14 protein-coding genes are annotated in these 15,391 nt (G+C 40.7%); 6 read left to right on the top strand and 8 right to left on the bottom strand.

Translation table 11 applies throughout. The features are described 5' to 3' along the window. Positions 1-101: 101 nt before the first annotated feature. The 7 genes from ACEW8O_RS15860 to ACEW8O_RS15890 all read right to left on the bottom strand — a co-directional run bounded on the left by ACEW8O_RS15860 (position 102) and on the right by ACEW8O_RS15890 (position 7,752). Positions 102-1,178 carry an asparaginase gene (locus tag ACEW8O_RS15860; RefSeq protein WP_373495603.1) on the bottom strand — a complete coding sequence of 359 codons (1,077 nt, stop codon included), beginning with the start codon at positions 1,176-1,178 and terminating at the stop codon, positions 102-104. Continuing rightward, positions 1,175-1,951, bottom strand: a complete 777-nt coding sequence (locus tag ACEW8O_RS15865) for a TatD family hydrolase (RefSeq protein WP_373495604.1) — start codon at positions 1,949-1,951, stop codon at positions 1,175-1,177. Before ACEW8O_RS15865 ends, ACEW8O_RS15860 begins: the two co-directional genes overlap by 4 nt. An 830-nt stretch (positions 1,952-2,781) precedes the next feature. Then, the gene (locus ACEW8O_RS15870) at positions 2,782-3,882 is read right to left on the bottom strand and encodes a glycosyltransferase (RefSeq protein ID WP_373495605.1); all 1,101 of its coding nucleotides are present in this window, start codon (positions 3,880-3,882) and stop codon (positions 2,782-2,784) included. Next, on the bottom strand, positions 3,879-4,499 hold the full coding sequence (locus tag ACEW8O_RS15875; RefSeq protein WP_373495606.1) for a polysaccharide deacetylase family protein: 621 nt from the start codon (positions 4,497-4,499) through the stop codon (positions 3,879-3,881). Before ACEW8O_RS15875 ends, ACEW8O_RS15870 begins: the two co-directional genes overlap by 4 nt. Positions 4,500-4,510: 11 nt before the next feature. Next, complete coding sequence (locus ACEW8O_RS15880) at positions 4,511-5,722, bottom strand: GAF domain-containing SpoIIE family protein phosphatase (RefSeq protein WP_373495607.1); 1,212 nt, start codon at positions 5,720-5,722, stop codon at positions 4,511-4,513. Positions 5,723-5,914: 192 nt separating this feature from the next. Then, positions 5,915-6,166 (bottom strand): hypothetical protein, encoded by a 252-nt coding sequence (locus ACEW8O_RS15885; RefSeq protein ID WP_373495608.1) that lies wholly within the window; start codon positions 6,164-6,166, stop codon positions 5,915-5,917. 464 nt (positions 6,167-6,630) lie between these two features. Next, the gene (locus tag ACEW8O_RS15890) at positions 6,631-7,752 is read right to left on the bottom strand and encodes a glycosyltransferase (RefSeq protein ID WP_373495609.1); all 1,122 of its coding nucleotides are present in this window, start codon (positions 7,750-7,752) and stop codon (positions 6,631-6,633) included. Between the two features lie 21 nt (positions 7,753-7,773). On the opposite strand from ACEW8O_RS15890, the gene ruvC reads away from it, so the two are divergent. From ruvC to ACEW8O_RS15915, 5 genes are all read left to right on the top strand, one after another. After that, complete coding sequence (gene ruvC / locus ACEW8O_RS15895) at positions 7,774-8,352, top strand: crossover junction endodeoxyribonuclease RuvC (RefSeq protein ID WP_373495610.1); 579 nt, start codon at positions 7,774-7,776, stop codon at positions 8,350-8,352. Between the two features lie 234 nt (positions 8,353-8,586). Further along, on the top strand, positions 8,587-9,888 hold the full coding sequence (locus ACEW8O_RS15900) for a parallel beta-helix domain-containing protein (protein ID WP_373495611.1): 1,302 nt from the start codon (positions 8,587-8,589) through the stop codon (positions 9,886-9,888). A 4-nt stretch (positions 9,889-9,892) separates the two neighbouring features. After that, positions 9,893-11,026, top strand: a complete 1,134-nt coding sequence (locus tag ACEW8O_RS15905; RefSeq protein WP_373495612.1) for an SO2930 family diheme c-type cytochrome — start codon at positions 9,893-9,895, stop codon at positions 11,024-11,026. 151 nt (positions 11,027-11,177) lie between these two features. Beyond that, on the top strand, positions 11,178-11,318 hold the full coding sequence (locus tag ACEW8O_RS15910; RefSeq protein ID WP_373495613.1) for a hypothetical protein: 141 nt from the start codon (positions 11,178-11,180) through the stop codon (positions 11,316-11,318). Between the two features lie 29 nt (positions 11,319-11,347). Beyond that, on the top strand, positions 11,348-11,737 hold the full coding sequence (locus tag ACEW8O_RS15915) for a DUF5053 domain-containing protein (protein ID WP_373495614.1): 390 nt from the start codon (positions 11,348-11,350) through the stop codon (positions 11,735-11,737). A gap of 108 nt (positions 11,738-11,845) precedes the next feature. Here the strand turns inward: ACEW8O_RS15915 and ACEW8O_RS15920 are convergent, their stop codons facing one another. Beyond that, positions 11,846-13,804, bottom strand: coding sequence for a M1 family metallopeptidase (locus ACEW8O_RS15920; protein ID WP_373495615.1), 1,959 nt, complete (start codon positions 13,802-13,804; stop codon positions 11,846-11,848). Positions 13,805-13,977: 173 nt separating this feature from the next. On the opposite strand from ACEW8O_RS15920, the gene ACEW8O_RS15925 reads away from it, so the two are divergent. Further along, on the top strand, positions 13,978-15,391 hold a 1,414-nt coding region (locus ACEW8O_RS15925; protein WP_373495616.1), incomplete at its 3' end, for a TonB-dependent receptor plug domain-containing protein.

Consider the following 15,391-nt stretch of genomic DNA (forward strand, 5'->3'; position numbering starts at 1 on the left):
GCAGATTTCACCCCTAATCTTAATATCAACAAATATCTACTATCAATCAATTTCTAATACTTTAAAGACCAAATAATTAATTATAGCCGACCCAGAAAATTTCAATTCCCCATCAATGACATCTCTCCTATCATCGGGGTAATCAATTTCCTCCTGATTTCGGAATCCTCCTTCTCATTGGCCAACAAAAACATCATCTTGGTCACAGCTGCCTCAGTGGTAATGTCTCCTCCACTGAGAACGCCGATTTTTTTCAGATCCTTGCTCGTTTGGTACCTGCCTTGAATGACCCTACCACCATTACACTGTGAAACATTAAGGATAATCAACCCTTTTTTTACAGCCCTATCCAAGGAATCGATAAACCATGATTCACTGGGACTGTTACCTGAACCATAAGTTTCCAGTACAACTCCCCGCATTCCATCAATATCAAAACAGGAGTCAAGAATCTTTGAAGTTATTCCAGGAAAAAGCTTTATTACCATTACCCTATTATCCAGCCGGTTATAAAATTTAAGTTTTTTGCCTTCTTCAAATGGCTTGATAGCAGCATAATTATAATCAATAATAATCCCTGCCTCTGCCAAGGCAGGGTAATTCTCTGATTCAAAAGCATCAAAATGGATACTCTGTACTTTTTTAGACCTATTTCCTCTCAAAAGTATATGGTTGAAAAAAATACATACCTCTGGCACTACCGGATTTCCATTGGCCTTGGCTGTGGCAATTTCAAGTGCTGTCATCAGGTTTTCCCGAGCATCGGACCGCATCGCTGAAATCGGTAACTGTGCTCCTGTGAAAACCACAGGTTTGCTCAGCCCCCTCAACATATAACTCAACATAGAAGCGGAATAAGCCATCGTATCTGTTCCATGCAATATCACAAAGCCATCATAACTGTCATAATTCTCATAGATGATATAGGCCATGTCCACCCAATGCTGCATGTTCACATTGGATGAATCGATGGGTTCCGGGAATGAAATAACTGTGATAGCAACATTCATACTGGTCAGATTGGGGATTTTCTCCATAATCTGACCAAAGTTAAACGGAACCAAAGCCCCTGATTCATCATAAGCCATACCGAGTGTCCCTCCGGTATAGATGATCAAGACAGAGGCTGTGATATCACTTTTGGCAGTGGTATTGAGTCTTACTATTTTATAGTTCATGACTTGAAATAATGAAATATGCCGTTAGCATTTTGCTGGGTGATTGCGGAAACTTTATCCAATGAGCTTTCAGTGAGGTCACCGACCCTTTGGGCAATTAATGGAATGTATTCAGGGGAATTTCTTTTGCCCCTATGCGGTATGGGTGCCAAATAGGGACCATCAGTTTCCAAGACGACATGCTCCAAACCCAATTCGGGAAGTACCTTATCCAATCCCCCGTTTTTATAGGTGGAAACCCCTCCTATTCCCAAGAGAAATCCCAATTCAATGATTTGTTTGGCCTGCTCAATACTTCCGGAGAAGCAATGGAAAATCCCTTTCAGGTCATCTGATTTCTCTTCTTTGATAATGGCGATGGTTTCGTCCATCGATTCCCGGCAATGAAGGACAATGGGCCATTTCTTTTTCTTTGCCCATGCGATGTGGATTCTCAAAGCTTCTTTTTGCTGCTCAAAAAAGGTTTTGTCCCAATACAGGTCCAGGCCTGTTTCACCAACGGCGGCAAACTCTCTCTTTTCAATCCACTCCTCCATTACATAAAGCTGCTTTTCAAAATCCTTTTTCACATCACAGGGATGAAGTCCCATCATGGGAATACAAACATCAGGATATTTCAGTTCTGCGTCCAACATTGAATCGATGGATTCCACATCAATATTGGGCATGTATATCTTTTCCACGCCATTTTCGGCAGCAACCCTGATCACATCTGACCTGTCATCATCGTACTTTTTGGAATAAATATGGGCGTGGGTGTCGGTGTATTTCACTTTGTAGTTGGTTAGTGGTTTTTGGTTATTTGGGTAACGGTTTATTCTTGGCTATCAATTCTTGGTTCTCGATTCTCCCATTTCTTCCACGCTTTTGCCTAATCTATATCGTTCGTGCCTACGGCACTTTGGGTTTTTTTTCATCTTGAACCCGGCAATAAATTACCGGGCTATGACATCGGTCATGCCTATGGCATTTATCTGAGCCTCATGATTCTCGGTTCTCGTTTCTCGGTTCTCGCTTCTTTTCCCTTGATTCCCCATTATGGATAGAACATTTCCACTCTTGGTTCTTGTTTCTTGGTTCTTGGTTCTTGGCTCCTCTGTCCCTCAACTTCCCTATCACACTTTTGAGATTGCCACGTCGCACGAAAGCTTATTCAAAATAAGAAGGTTCTGGTGCTCCTCCTGCCAAAGGCAGGCAGGCGCAATGACGGAAACATATCCTCCCCCATTTTCTAAGCTCTCGGCTCTCTCCTTTCGGCTCATACGTCTCTTAGATGTCTCCTACCGTCGACATGACAAGGTTAAGTCTTTCTTAATAGTTAATTCATGATTATATCAAACCACTTCACTCCTCTTGGTTCTTGGTTCTTCTAACCTCCAACCTCCCAATCAATCCTTACGAGATTGCCACGTCGCACGAAAGCGTTTACTAATAAACAAAGAAAATAGAAGTGCTCCTCGCAATGACGGCAATCCATCGTTTCTCAGCTCTCGTTTCTCGGCTCTCCCATCTTGGCTCCCCGATAGCCATCGGGACAGGCTTTGATTCTTGACTCTTGGTTCTAGTCCCTACCCTTCATCCTTCATCCCTTTTCCTTCATCCCTCAATACTTCCTCCCCTTCCAATCTGTCTTAGAAGGCCAAAAATAATAAAGTATCGTGGACCAAGAGGTAATCATATAATAAATTTCAAAAAGCAAAAGGTCCAAAACAGCCAATCTCGAACCGGACTTTAAAGCAAAACTGTAAATAAAAAGTCCTTGTATTAACACTTTGGCAATCCATAAGCAGAGAGCCAACAATGGATGTAAAAAAACCAGCAATAAAATACTTGGAAAAAAAAGTACCTGAACAGCCAAAATCAATCTCCAATAAAGTGGAAGCGACATGGCACCCGACATCCAACGTTTCCTTTGTTGGAGTAATTGCAGGAAGCCATTTTGAGGTTTGGTAGCAATCAGGTTGTCAGAAGATACCTGTTGAAAGACTTTGAATCCTTTGGTTTGGATATTTCTGGCGATTTCAAAATCTTCTGTCAGGGAAAAAGGGATACCTTCAAACCCTCCTACCGCTTGGTAAGCATCTTTGGTAATCAACATGTTGTTGCCCATAGAAGTAACCGAAAAACCTAGATCCGACATCACTTTGACCATGCCCAAAGTTAACCACCAATCCATACCCTGCATTTTCCCATAGATCTTATCGGCCTTAATATGGGTAATTCCTGTAATGATGCCAGCTCCAGTGTTCGTCTGGGCAAGAACCATGGATCTAACCCAATCCTGAGGCACTTGACAGTCTGCATCTGTGAAAAGAAAAACCTCACCATCAGCATATTTGGCCATTTGGGAGAGTGCATTGGCTTTGCCGTTCATTTTGGCACTATCACCCTCAATGATTTGGACCAATTTGACATGATCATTTTTATCTTCAAATGCTTTTAATATTGCTCCGGTTTCATCGGTACTCCTGTCATCCCCAAATATTATCTGAAGCTTGTCTTTTGGATAATCCAACTTTACAATAGACTCCAAACACGCAGGCAAATTCTCCTCCTCATTTCTACTGGGAATCAAAATACTGACAAAGGAGAATTCATAAACCTCATTTTTTACATAATCTTTAAAGTTTAACTTCAGAAAGAGCCAGAGTATGGCATCTTGGACCAAAAGAAAAACAACCAATATTTCCGCAAAAAACATCATAATAAGGCAGTTTCTAAACCTGAGTCCTTTAAAAATTCCAAATAATCCGGCAGGACTCTTTTGATGATGTCTTTGGTTTTTTGCTGGTCATGGAAAACCACAATTGATCCATTTCTGGAATACTTCATGGACTTTTTGAGGCAATGTTCTGCACTTTGGGAGCTGTCAAAATCTCCTGTAAGGACATCCCACATGATCACATCATAATCCACTACAACCGATTTGAACTGTTTTTTGGTGATTTTTCCATAAGGTGGCCTAAAAAGCCGACTCGAGAACGATAAGGTTTTCTGAATCTGGTTTTGGCAGGCACGGACTTCCATAAGATAGTTGTCATAAGATGTCTTGAAACCATTGACATGGTGCATGGTGTGGTTCCCTACTCCATTGCCGGATTGAAGGACTTCTTGCGCCAAATGTTGATTCTTTTGGATATTATCACCTACCATAAAAAATGTGGCGCAAATGTCCCTTTTCGCCAACTCATCCAAAACAAAATCAGTCACTCCCGGAACCGGGCCATCATCAAAAGTCAGGTAAATCTTTTTTTCATTCCTGTCTTTGTTCCAAACAAATTGTGAAAACAATCTGGGTATCAAAGCCGGAACATGATGCATCCACACCATGATTATTTAAATCTTATACTCAATAAGGTGATATCATCCCGCTGTTCCCCTCCGACAGTAAAACCTTTCAATTCCTCGAAAAACAATTCATGGAAAGTATTTGGATCTAAGCAAAGTTGGTTTTTGACAAACTGATGAAATTTTTCATCCCCATATTCTTCCTCGCTGTCATTGAAGCTTTCAGTAAGTCCGTCGGTATATAAATGAATCGTAAACCCTTTCAAGTGTGACCTTTTACCTACATCCAGAAAAGGCAATTGCTCAAATGCCCCCAAAATCGTGGTCCCTGCACCCAAATTCTCCGTTCTTTTTTCACCTTCCCAACATAATACAGGTGGGTTATGACCGGCATTTACGTAGGTCAATTCTCTTTTTTTATAATTGTAATAACCAAGGAAAAAAGTAATGAAGCGTTCTCCATTGGTATTGTCAAAAATAGTGTAGTTCAATTGTTCCACTATCATTTTCATATCTGAGGAGCTTCTCAGCAATGTCCTCAATGCTGCCTGAAAATTGGACATCAGCAGTGCGGCAGGCATTCCTTTACCTGAGACATCTGCAATACAGAAAAAGACTTCATCCTCTGACTTCTTTATCAGGTCATAATAATCCCCGCCGACTGTGGAATGTGGTATATACGTGACTTTGGCTTTTAGCCTATCAGTTTGAGGGAGTTCAGCAGGGAAAAGCATCCTTTGGACATTGGATGCAATCTCCACCTCCCTCTTCAACCTTTCCTGCTCCAACTGTCTTTTGGCAAACCTCTTGTTTTCAAGCGCCACTACCATGATATTGGTCAAGGCCTGTGTGAAATTCAGGTCAAGGTATTCTTCCTCATATTTTTTCCTGAGAAAAAGAATTGCAAGCATCCTTTCTTTATGATAGACCGGTAAATAACTCTCCAATTCAGAAAAGGAATAGCCATGATCCAATTCAATATTCAATTCCCCTGATTCTTTCGAGTATTTGACTTTGTTCTCAGGGATATGATCAGGGATTTTATTTTTTATCCCATGGCTGATCTTAAGATCAAATTGCTCCTGATCAACCATGTATAAAAGTATCGATTTGATATTAAGGTGGACCAGGCAGGTAAATTTGAAAATGTTCAAAAGTACGGAAGCGGATTTATTTTCATTGATAGCCTGTGTGATCTCGAGTAAGGCTTTTAACTCCAGTTCTTTTTTTTGATATTTTACAGTTTGCGTGGTCACTATTTCTTCTTTTAAAATTGCTTTTATTCAGTTGCCTAAATAATTGTCATAACCAATATATTGGCATTAAAACCGTCTTCCCTGCCGACAGGACAGACAGGCGTCTTCTTTCTTCGGTCTTCCCTGCTACCGGCATGCAGGCGTCTTCAGTCTTTAATTTTGAAACAACTTTCAAATAAGCGTTTATCCCCATTACAAGGCATTATGCTCCATCAGGCCTTTTTTGGTTGCCAGATAAAACAGATTTTTACCTGTTTCTTTAATATCAACTTTTTCGAAAACCTCAGTATCGGGTTCGATCAGACATTTGATGTAGGACATTTCGTACAGCGATTGCAAGGTAGCCAAAAGCAATTCATCTTCCCAAACCAACGTTTCTTTTAAATAGCTGAAAGGCTGTACAAAGTATAGCTCATCCAGTAAGTCAAACTCCTCATCAGTCATAATTTCCAATTGGTTAAAGTCTGTAAAGTTATGGATTTACTAAGAAAATGATAATTGGATATCTGCATAACTTCAAAAAAGACGGAAGACGGGAGACTTGAGAAAGGATGAAGGAGAAGGGATGAAGGATAAAGGTGGTGCGTCATTGCGAGTCCCCCACATTATTAAAATGTTCAGAATTGGTAATGACATCAGGCCATAGACCTCTCCTAACGTCGAGGTGACAAGGCAAAGCCATTTACAAAATCTGAATGCTATTCATAGTTCTAAACCATCAATTTCTAAATCTGTCAATGGTAGGAGCACATGGGAAACTTTGATATTTTGAACAGTCCTTCGTGCGACGTGGCAATCTCTTTAGGTGAAAGATGAGGGGGTGAAACAAAAGAAAAACAATAAAAAAAGTGTCAAGTAAATTCAGGACGTGCCACCTGACTGGGCTCAAACCCAACCCAATGTAGAATTCAAGATGGTAATTTCGGATACCTGCCCTTCCATTTCCCCCCGCCAAAAAACGTAGCCACTACGGTTCCGATTACAAAGACAGGATGAATGACCGAAGTGAGAATAAAATTAATCAAACCATGATGAATCCTTAAATCGGCAAGAACTTTACCTAAGACAATCCTTTCTGACCCGATTTTCGCAAACCAAAGAAATATAAAAACAAGCTTTGAAAAATCCTCTTGGAAAAGCAGGATCCAACTTGACAGAAAAAGAGACTGTATTAAAACCGGGATCACAGCACTGAATAGATGGGATAAATTACCATGCATTTTCCACTTAGCGGCCCATCGGCTTCTTTGCACCAATAAACCCTTCCAGGTATCCTGTGGCCGGGTAAATACAAGGCCTTTGTGATCATTCAAATAAACCGCTGCTTTTGCGCCAAACTTTTTGGTGATTTTTTTGAGCAAAAACTCATCATCTCCTGACAAAACATGCTCATTCCCCTGATATCCTTTCACCTCTAAAAAGGCGGATTTTCTATAAGCCATATTTGCCGCACTGCACATGATTGGAGATCCTAGCTCAAATCCCGCTTTCGTCACCAACAGGATACTTGCCCATTCTATTTGTTGGAAACTGTAAAAAAAACCTTTTTTGTCTTCAGTCATCACAGGCCCTGCCACCATTTGGATTTCCGGATCCTCAAAGCACCACAGTTTCTCCTCAATCCAATTTTCCGGTAAAATGCAATCTGCATCAGTTGTGAAAATAATCTCACCACCAGCTTCCCCTATCCCTGTTTCAATGGCATCTTTTTTTCCAATACCCCTATTAGGTATCACTTTAATGGGGATTCGGGGATTGTTTTTTTTCAGAAAATCTTTAAGAAAACGGCCACCTCCATCCTGACTGTGGTCATCAATAAACAGTACTTCAATTGGTCTATAACTGAGCGAAAGAATACTTCTCAAAATAATTGGGATGTTTTCCAGTTCATTTCTAAAGGGGATAAGAATGCTTACCTTTCGATCCGGATTTACTTTTGGTTTCAAAGCCTTTTCTTTGTTCCACAGAAACAACAGTTGTAAAAGTACAATCACATAAAGTATCCCAATCAAAAGATAAAATATTGCCATGAATTCCCCTAAATTGCGGTAATGGGTAAAGAAGAAAAAAAAGAAGCAAAAGAAAAAATAATCCTGGGAATTGATCCCGGAACCAATATCATGGGTTATGGACTGATTCTTATCACAGGAAAAAACCACAGTCTGTTGCAGTATGGAGTGATCCACCTCAAAAAGTACAGCACCCATGAACTGAAGCTCAAAAAAATCTTCGAAAGGATTACAGGACTCATTGATGAATTCCATCCGGATTCGGTGGCTTTGGAAGCTCCTTTTTATGGGGAAAATGTACAGTCCATGCTCAAATTGGGCCGTTCACAGGGTGTCGCAATGGCTGCTGCTTTGGCACGGGAAATCCCCATTGCCGAGTATTCCCCTAAAAAGGTTAAGCAGTCCGTCACAGGCAATGGCAATGCCTCCAAAATACAGGTAGCTGAAATGCTCAAAACACTCCTGAAAATCGAGGAAATACCGAAGCTTTTGGATGCCACAGATGCATTGGCTGTGGCATTGTGCCATCATTTTCACGATGGCCGATTGCAGACAAGAGGAAGGACAGCGGGCTGGAAGTCATTTTTGGAAGAAAATCCTGGACGGGTCAAAGGGCTTTAATGTATGATATTTGACTTTCTTCAAATCCGCCAATTAATCTTTAAATATGTAGCAAAAAATCCCATTACCTCATATCTGAATATGGGTTTAAAAACTTTAAGCAGGAAAAAATAAAGCGTATAATTTTTCGATTCTTGTCAACAGTCAATCTGGGTAAAAACCGTTAAATTTGATCTACTTGGTTTCAAACTGTTTGAAACCAGCAGAATATTATCTGTTCCAAACCCAATAACCATGACATTCAAAACTATTTCCCGATTTGCAGGACTGCTCTCAGTTTCCTTATCTATCCTCTGGAGTTGTTCGGATTCCTCCAACGAACAGACTTTTGATTCCTCCAAATTGAGGAAAGCTTCTCAGGATGATGTTGAAAAAGTCATCGAGGATTTTATCTTGGCAGAAGACGGTGATATCATCCAAATCCCATCAGGATTCTACAGCTTCAAAACCCAGTTGATACTCGATTCCAAAAACAACATCAGGATCAAAGGTGCCGGAATGGGAGAAACAGTCCTTTCTTTCCGCGAACTCAGAGCAGGAGGTGAAGGGGTCAAGCTGGTTGGCAACAATGTCAAAATCGAAGACCTCAGCATAGAAGATGCTCCCGGTGACGGGATCAAAAGTCAGCATAGCGTTGGCATCACTTTCAGACGCATCAATGTGACCTGGACCAACGGAGACAAATCAGAAAACGGCACCTATGCCATTTACCCTGTGCAGTGCAGGAATGTCATGATCGATGAATGTATTGCTTCACATTCCAAAGATGCGGGGATTTACGTAGGCCAGTCAGAAAATATCATTGTCAGGAATTCGCTTGCCTTTGGGAATGTAGCAGGGATAGAAATAGAAAATTCCGACAATGCAGAAGTTTATGGAAATACGGCGAGGGACAATTCAGGAGGTATTTTGGTATTCAACCTGCCCGGACTTCCTAAAACAGAAGGCCGAGGCACCAAGATTTATGACAATGATGTCATTTCCAATAACCATGTCAATTTTGCCATGCCACTCAGTGATGAACCAAACGGAAACACCGTAACCATGATTCCACCCGGATCGGGAATCATACTTTTGGCGGCAAAGGATGTGGAGGTATACAACAACAGAATTCACAAAAACAAAACCGCTGGAATCGCTATTGCCAATTATCACATCACAGGTTTTCCTACCGAAGCACCAAATTGGTCGCCATTCACTTCAAATATTTATTTGCATGACAATGATTACAAGCGGACCTGGAAAATACCTGACCTCACCAAAGAGTTTGGCCAGTTGATCTCAGTTTATAATGCCCATGGCAAAGGAAAAACCCAGGACATTATCTATGATGGGTTTTGGGATAAAAGCATCAGCGACGATATTTCATCTAATCCGATGAAAGTGTGCATTAAAGAATCTGGTATGGAAAAACTGCACTTCACACTTTTTGATCTTTGGGAAGGTGAAGAAAACATCAAAGCATCCAAAGATTATACCCCCTTCCAATGCGAAACGGTAATCAAAACCGATGTAAGTGCGGTAGCCAAGTTATAAAAGTATGAAGTTGCATCATCCATATTTTCCGGTAAGAGTCTTTTTCATTTATTTGATATTGGGTTTTGGTTGCACAGGGGAAAAAGAGCAGGAAAATACTGAGGAAGAACAGGTGCAGATCGAATATACAGATGCCCCTGATATCAATATTGCAGAAATTGATTTCAGCCAGATTCCCTTCAAAAACCTTTCAGAGTATGGATTTTTTAAAGATCAGTTGAGGGCACTGAATCCAAGTGAGGAGCTTGTCATTTATGAACCCTCATCTTCCCTTTTTACTGATTATGCTTTTAAATCCCGGTATATATGGATGCCAAAAGGAACTTCCGTCTCCATTAAAAAGGATGTAGGAGGCTCTTTTGAATTTCCTGATCAGACCATTCTTATCAAGAATTTTTATTACCCGCTTGATTTCAGAAATCCGGAAGGGGAAAAAAGAATCATCGAAACCAGGCTGATGGTCAAGCGGCAGGGAATATGGGAAGCATTCCCCTATATCTGGAAAGACGATCAGACAGAGGCGGAGTATAAAGTAGTCGGTGCGGAAAAAGAAGTGAGTTGGAAAGACCTTAACGGCAATGAACATGTCATCAACTATATCGTGCCCAACAAAAACCAATGCAAAAATTGTCACAACGAAAATGAAGTCATGGTACCCATTGGGGTAAAGGCAAAATACCTCAACCACTCGATCAAATTCGGAGAGGAAAGCAAAAACCAATTGGTCAAATGGTCAGAAACGGGATTTCTAAGAGATATTCAGGATTTAAATCATTACCCTGCTATGGTTGATTACAACGATGCTTCCCAACCATTGGAATTGCGGGCCAAAGCCTATCTCGACATCAACTGTGCCCATTGCCATAGGGCGGAAGGACCTGCAAGTACTTCAGAGCTTTTTTTGGATTATGAGGAAACCGATCTGATGAAACTAGGGGTTTTCAAAACTCCTGTTGCTGCCGGTTTTGGAGCAGGTTCATTTAAATATGCCATTTATCCCGGTAAAGCAGACGAATCCATCATGACTTTCCGGATGTCCACCAACAAGGTCGGAGCCGCCATGCCTGAAATCGGCAGGGTCAGTGTCCATGAAGAAGGATTGGAACTGATCAAGGATTGGATCAACAGTTTAAATTAAGCATTCCATTAGTGGGTTCTAAAAGGAAAGTTTCTAGAAATCGACAAAATTTTTTTTTTCAAATCAATAACTGTTCAATACTAGAAAACCAAGAAAATATTTTAAAATAACATAATTGTTATTATTTTTACTTTTCAATAAACAAATTATTATGAAGATAACTAAGAAGCGTCGTGAACTTGAAAAAGACCTTCTTTTTTATCTGAGGCATTACAAGAAAATTGTTCCAGATTCAAGAAAAATTTTCGACAAGATCATTGAAGATTTGGTTGAATTATTGAAAGAAACATGATATCCAAAATTAGTTGAAACATGAAATCCATGGAAGAAAAAATAAAAGACCTCAAAATGCGATTCCGAACCGCATCCAAGGAAGAACTTGGTGATATCGATAGAGAAATGGAGGCGTTGGCTTTAGAAAATCCCGAAGCGTTTTCAAAGGCTATGTTGGAGGCAGTACGGGAAACTGTCATTTATGCTGAGGAACTTCGAATAAAAGAAAAATTGGATAAAATACTTCCGATTGTATCTGTATCTTATTTGGCCAAAACTTATTTTGGTAAAACACCACAGTGGTTTTACCAAAGACTTAACGGTAATATTGTCAACGGTAAACAGGCAAGATTTTCTGAACAAGAGATTAAGGTGATTTCAAGGGCTTTGAATGATATAGGGGACAAACTCAAAAAGTCCTCTCGACTAATTGCTTGACCTAGGAAGTCTCTGTATTTAAAACAAAATTATCAGAATTTGGCTTAAGGACATCCATTTTCAACGAAAATAAGAAAAAGGCTGAATCGTGATTCAGCCTTTTGATTTCTAATCCCTATACACTCCACTCGGCCATTTGTCATTTCCGGCATTGATATCGGTAATGACTTTGTCAGGGTCTATCTCCACTGCGATCACTTTTTTATCCACCTTGAGCAGGTGGTTCCATTGGCTGCCTTTGAACCAGATCTCTACAGGAAGCATCCTTCTTTCTTTTTCCCCATCCTCATAGGTAATTTCCAATAAAACCGGCATGGGCATTTCCCCGAGATTGGAAAGTGATACGATATAATTGGCTCCATAGGGATAGACGCCATTGATGGCCAGATCAATATTGGCATTGCTGTAAAACCAGCCTTTCCAAAACCAATCCAGGTTTTCCCCTGATACATTTTCCATAAGGTTGAAAAAATCTGTGGGCTGGGGATGCTTGTAAGCCCATGTTTTGATATAAGATCTAAATGCTTTGTCAAACCTTTCATGTCCCAAAACATATTCTCTCAGCATCATCAATCCAAGCGCAGGTTTCATGTAAGCGACCATTCCGAGATTGTTGGTCTGGGTTCGGTCTGCATGGGTGACTATGGGTTCCCGATCCTTATTGGTCAGCCATCCAACATACCTTCTGGTCTGAATCAGGGTATTGGAGTATTCTCCATCATTGAAAGCGAGGTTACTATAATAGTTGATAAAAGTGTTGAATCCTTCATCCATCCAGGCATGCCTTCTTTCATTGCTTCCGACAATCATGGGGAACCAATTGTGGCCAAATTCATGGTCTGTCACATTCCAAAGGCTTGCACCTTTTGACATATAGCTGCAAAAGTTGAGACCCGGATATTCCATACCACTTATATCCGCCGCGACATTGACCGCTACAGGATAAGGATATTCATACCACATTTCGGAATAGTGTTCCATGGATGCTTTGCTATATTCAGTGGATCTTCCCCAAGCATCTTCCCCATCACTTTCCTGTGGATAGACAGATTGTGCCATGGCTTTTTTGCCACTTGGGAGATTGATCCTGGCGGCATCCCAGATAAAAGCCTTTGAAGAAGCAAATGCAATATCCCTGGAATTTTGGATTTTGAAATGCCAGGTTTGGGTTCCGTTTTGTTTTGATCGGTGATTGGCATAATCATTTATTTCTTCAGGACTGATAATATAAACACGCTCATCACTTTCAGAAGCTTTTTTCATCCGGTTTTGCTGCTCTTTGGTAAGCACCTGCCCCGGATTTACCAATTCCCCGGAACCGACTACAATGTGGTCAAAAGGTACAGTCACCCTATATTCAAAATCACCGTAGCCCAAATAAAACTCTCCAGCACCTAGATAAGGATCGGTATTCCATCCGGTCACATCATCAAAGACTGCCAATCTGGGATACCATTGCGCCAAAGCATAAATAGTCCCATCCTTTACTTTAAGCCGACCCATTCTGTCCATACCTTTTTCAGGAATCTTAAATTCAAAGTCCATTGAGATGACAGCCTGACCACCATTGGCCGGAAGCGGTTCAGCAAATGTGACCTGCATCCTGGTATCATTGATCAAAAAATCATTGGAAACAGGTTTGTTTCTACCTGAAACCTGGGCTTTTACATTTTCGATTTTGTATCCACCATCCAGGTCACCACTGTACCGGTTCCCTTGAATAGGTGTAGTCAGGGAACCTCTGGAATCTTCCGTAAACCTGTTCTGCTCCAGATAAAGCCAAACAAAATCCAGGTTCTCGGGGCTGTTGTTTTTGTATGTAATGCTGACTTTTCCTTTGATGATATGTGTTGAGTCATTCAAGGTAACATCTATGACATAATCTGCCATATTTTGCCAATAGGATGGGCCTGGTTTTCCTGAAGCAGTCCTGTAAACCGAACCTTGTCTGTAACCAAATTCTGTAAATGCAGCATCTTTATTGTCCTTCACCTGTTGGGCATAAGACTCAAAACCAAAGAAAACAACAAGAACGAAAGCGGAAATTTTATATAATCTATTTCTCATGAGGGATAAGCTATTTGATAAACTAAGCCGCTAAAATACAGAATGCTCCCAAAAGAAAAAATTCAGTATTGTCTTCAAATTGGTTTTAAATAAGCACATCTCAAATGTACAGGGTTTGCTTTTAGATTTTAAACATATGTAATTTGCGAAGTTAAAAACCACAGCTATTTATTATGAAAGTCCTCTTTACTATATTTTCTGTTTTCATTTCACTGAATTTGGTTTGTGCTCATCAGGACAGCACAGCCATGGAATTAGGGGAAATCACGATAATGGAAAACAGGATAGGAATTCCCTTTAATAAGATTTCAAGAAATATGAGTGTTATACAAAGGCGGGATATCGAAACTGTTCCGGCCAGAAGTATTCAGGAAGTATTGGCATTTACGCCCGGGGTGGATGTACGGCAAAGAGGAGTCAGCGGCGTGCAGGCCAACATCGGAATCAGAGGAGGAAGCTTTGAGCAAACATTGATGCTGATTAATGGCATCAAACTCACAGATCCCCAGACCGGGAATCATATGATGAATATCCCAGTTCCATTGCAGAGCATTCAGCGAATTGAGGTCCTCAAGGGACCCGGATCGAGGATTTTTGGGCAAAATGCTTTTGCAGGAGCCATCAATATCATCACCACGCTTCCGGAAACAAAAAGCCTTCAAATCCAGGGATTCGGCGGCGATTTTGGAATGAGAGGAGGCAATATCATTTCATCCCTGCCCATTGGCAATTACAAGCAGACACTATCGGTTTCAAATGATGCCTCTGATGGCCATTGGTACAACTCGGATTTCGAAGTCACCAATGTTTTTTATGAATCAGGCTATGAAATCAATGAGAGAAATGAACTGAATGCCATGTTCGGGTTTACGGACCGGGAATTCGGTGCCAATGGATTTTATACAGATAGATTCCCTGACCAATGGGAAGCATTGCAAACATATCTTTCTGCCCTTAGTCATACCTACCGAAACAATAATCTGTATTTTCAGACAAGAGGCTATTGGCGGAGAAATGTGGATGAATTTAGATTGAGAAGACATGAACCTAATTTTTTTACAAACTTCCACACTTCCGATGTATTGGCACTGGAGTTTAACAGTACTTATACTTCCAAATATGGCGTTACAGGTTTTGGGCTTGAAGGCAGGGAAGAAATCATCGAAAGCACAAACCTTGGAAACCATAGCAGAAGTTTCTTGGGTATTTTTGCTGAGCATCGAGTTGAATTTCTGGACAAATTTGACCTGAGAGCAGGTATTTATTCCAATTATTACAGTGAGCATGGATGGAGACATTTCCCTGGTGCGGAGATAGGTTATCAGGTCAGTGAAACTTCAAGGCTATACAGCAATATTGGCAACAGTTTCAGAATTCCTTCCTACACAGAATTATATTATCAGGATGCAAGTATTACGAGTAATCCCAATCTACTTCCGGAAGAAGCAAGAAACTTCGAGATAGGTTGGAAGCTTAACAAATCAAGAATGAGAGCTGAAATTGTATATTTCTATCGGTTTACCGAAAATCTGATTGATTATACCCGCGCACCCAGTACAGTACAACCCAATCCCAATCAATGGACTC

Origin of the sequence: Aquiflexum sp., assembly GCF_041749095.1 — a bacterium.
Lineage (GTDB): Bacteria > Bacteroidota > Bacteroidia > Cytophagales > Cyclobacteriaceae > Aquiflexum.

Coding starts and splice junctions, on each gene's coding strand:
- ACEW8O_RS15860 (WP_373495603.1), bottom strand. CDS start 1,178: ATGAACTATAAAATAGTAAGACTCAATACCACTGCCAAAAGTGATATC.
- ACEW8O_RS15870 (WP_373495605.1), bottom strand. CDS start 3,882: ATGATGTTTTTTGCGGAAATATTGGTTGTTTTTCTTTTGGTCCAAGAT.
- ACEW8O_RS15875 (WP_373495606.1), bottom strand. CDS start 4,499: ATGCATCATGTTCCGGCTTTGATACCCAGATTGTTTTCACAATTTGTT.
- ACEW8O_RS15885 (WP_373495608.1), bottom strand. CDS start 6,166: ATGACTGATGAGGAGTTTGACTTACTGGATGAGCTATACTTTGTACAG.
- ACEW8O_RS15890 (WP_373495609.1), bottom strand. CDS start 7,752: ATGGCAATATTTTATCTTTTGATTGGGATACTTTATGTGATTGTACTT.
- ruvC (WP_373495610.1), top strand. CDS start 7,774: ATGGGTAAAGAAGAAAAAAAAGAAGCAAAAGAAAAAATAATCCTGGGA.
- ACEW8O_RS15900 (WP_373495611.1), top strand. CDS start 8,587: ATGACATTCAAAACTATTTCCCGATTTGCAGGACTGCTCTCAGTTTCC.
- ACEW8O_RS15905 (WP_373495612.1), top strand. CDS start 9,893: ATGAAGTTGCATCATCCATATTTTCCGGTAAGAGTCTTTTTCATTTAT.
- ACEW8O_RS15910 (WP_373495613.1), top strand. CDS start 11,178: ATGAAGATAACTAAGAAGCGTCGTGAACTTGAAAAAGACCTTCTTTTT.
- ACEW8O_RS15915 (WP_373495614.1), top strand. CDS start 11,348: ATGGAAGAAAAAATAAAAGACCTCAAAATGCGATTCCGAACCGCATCC.
- ACEW8O_RS15920 (WP_373495615.1), bottom strand. CDS start 13,804: ATGAGAAATAGATTATATAAAATTTCCGCTTTCGTTCTTGTTGTTTTC.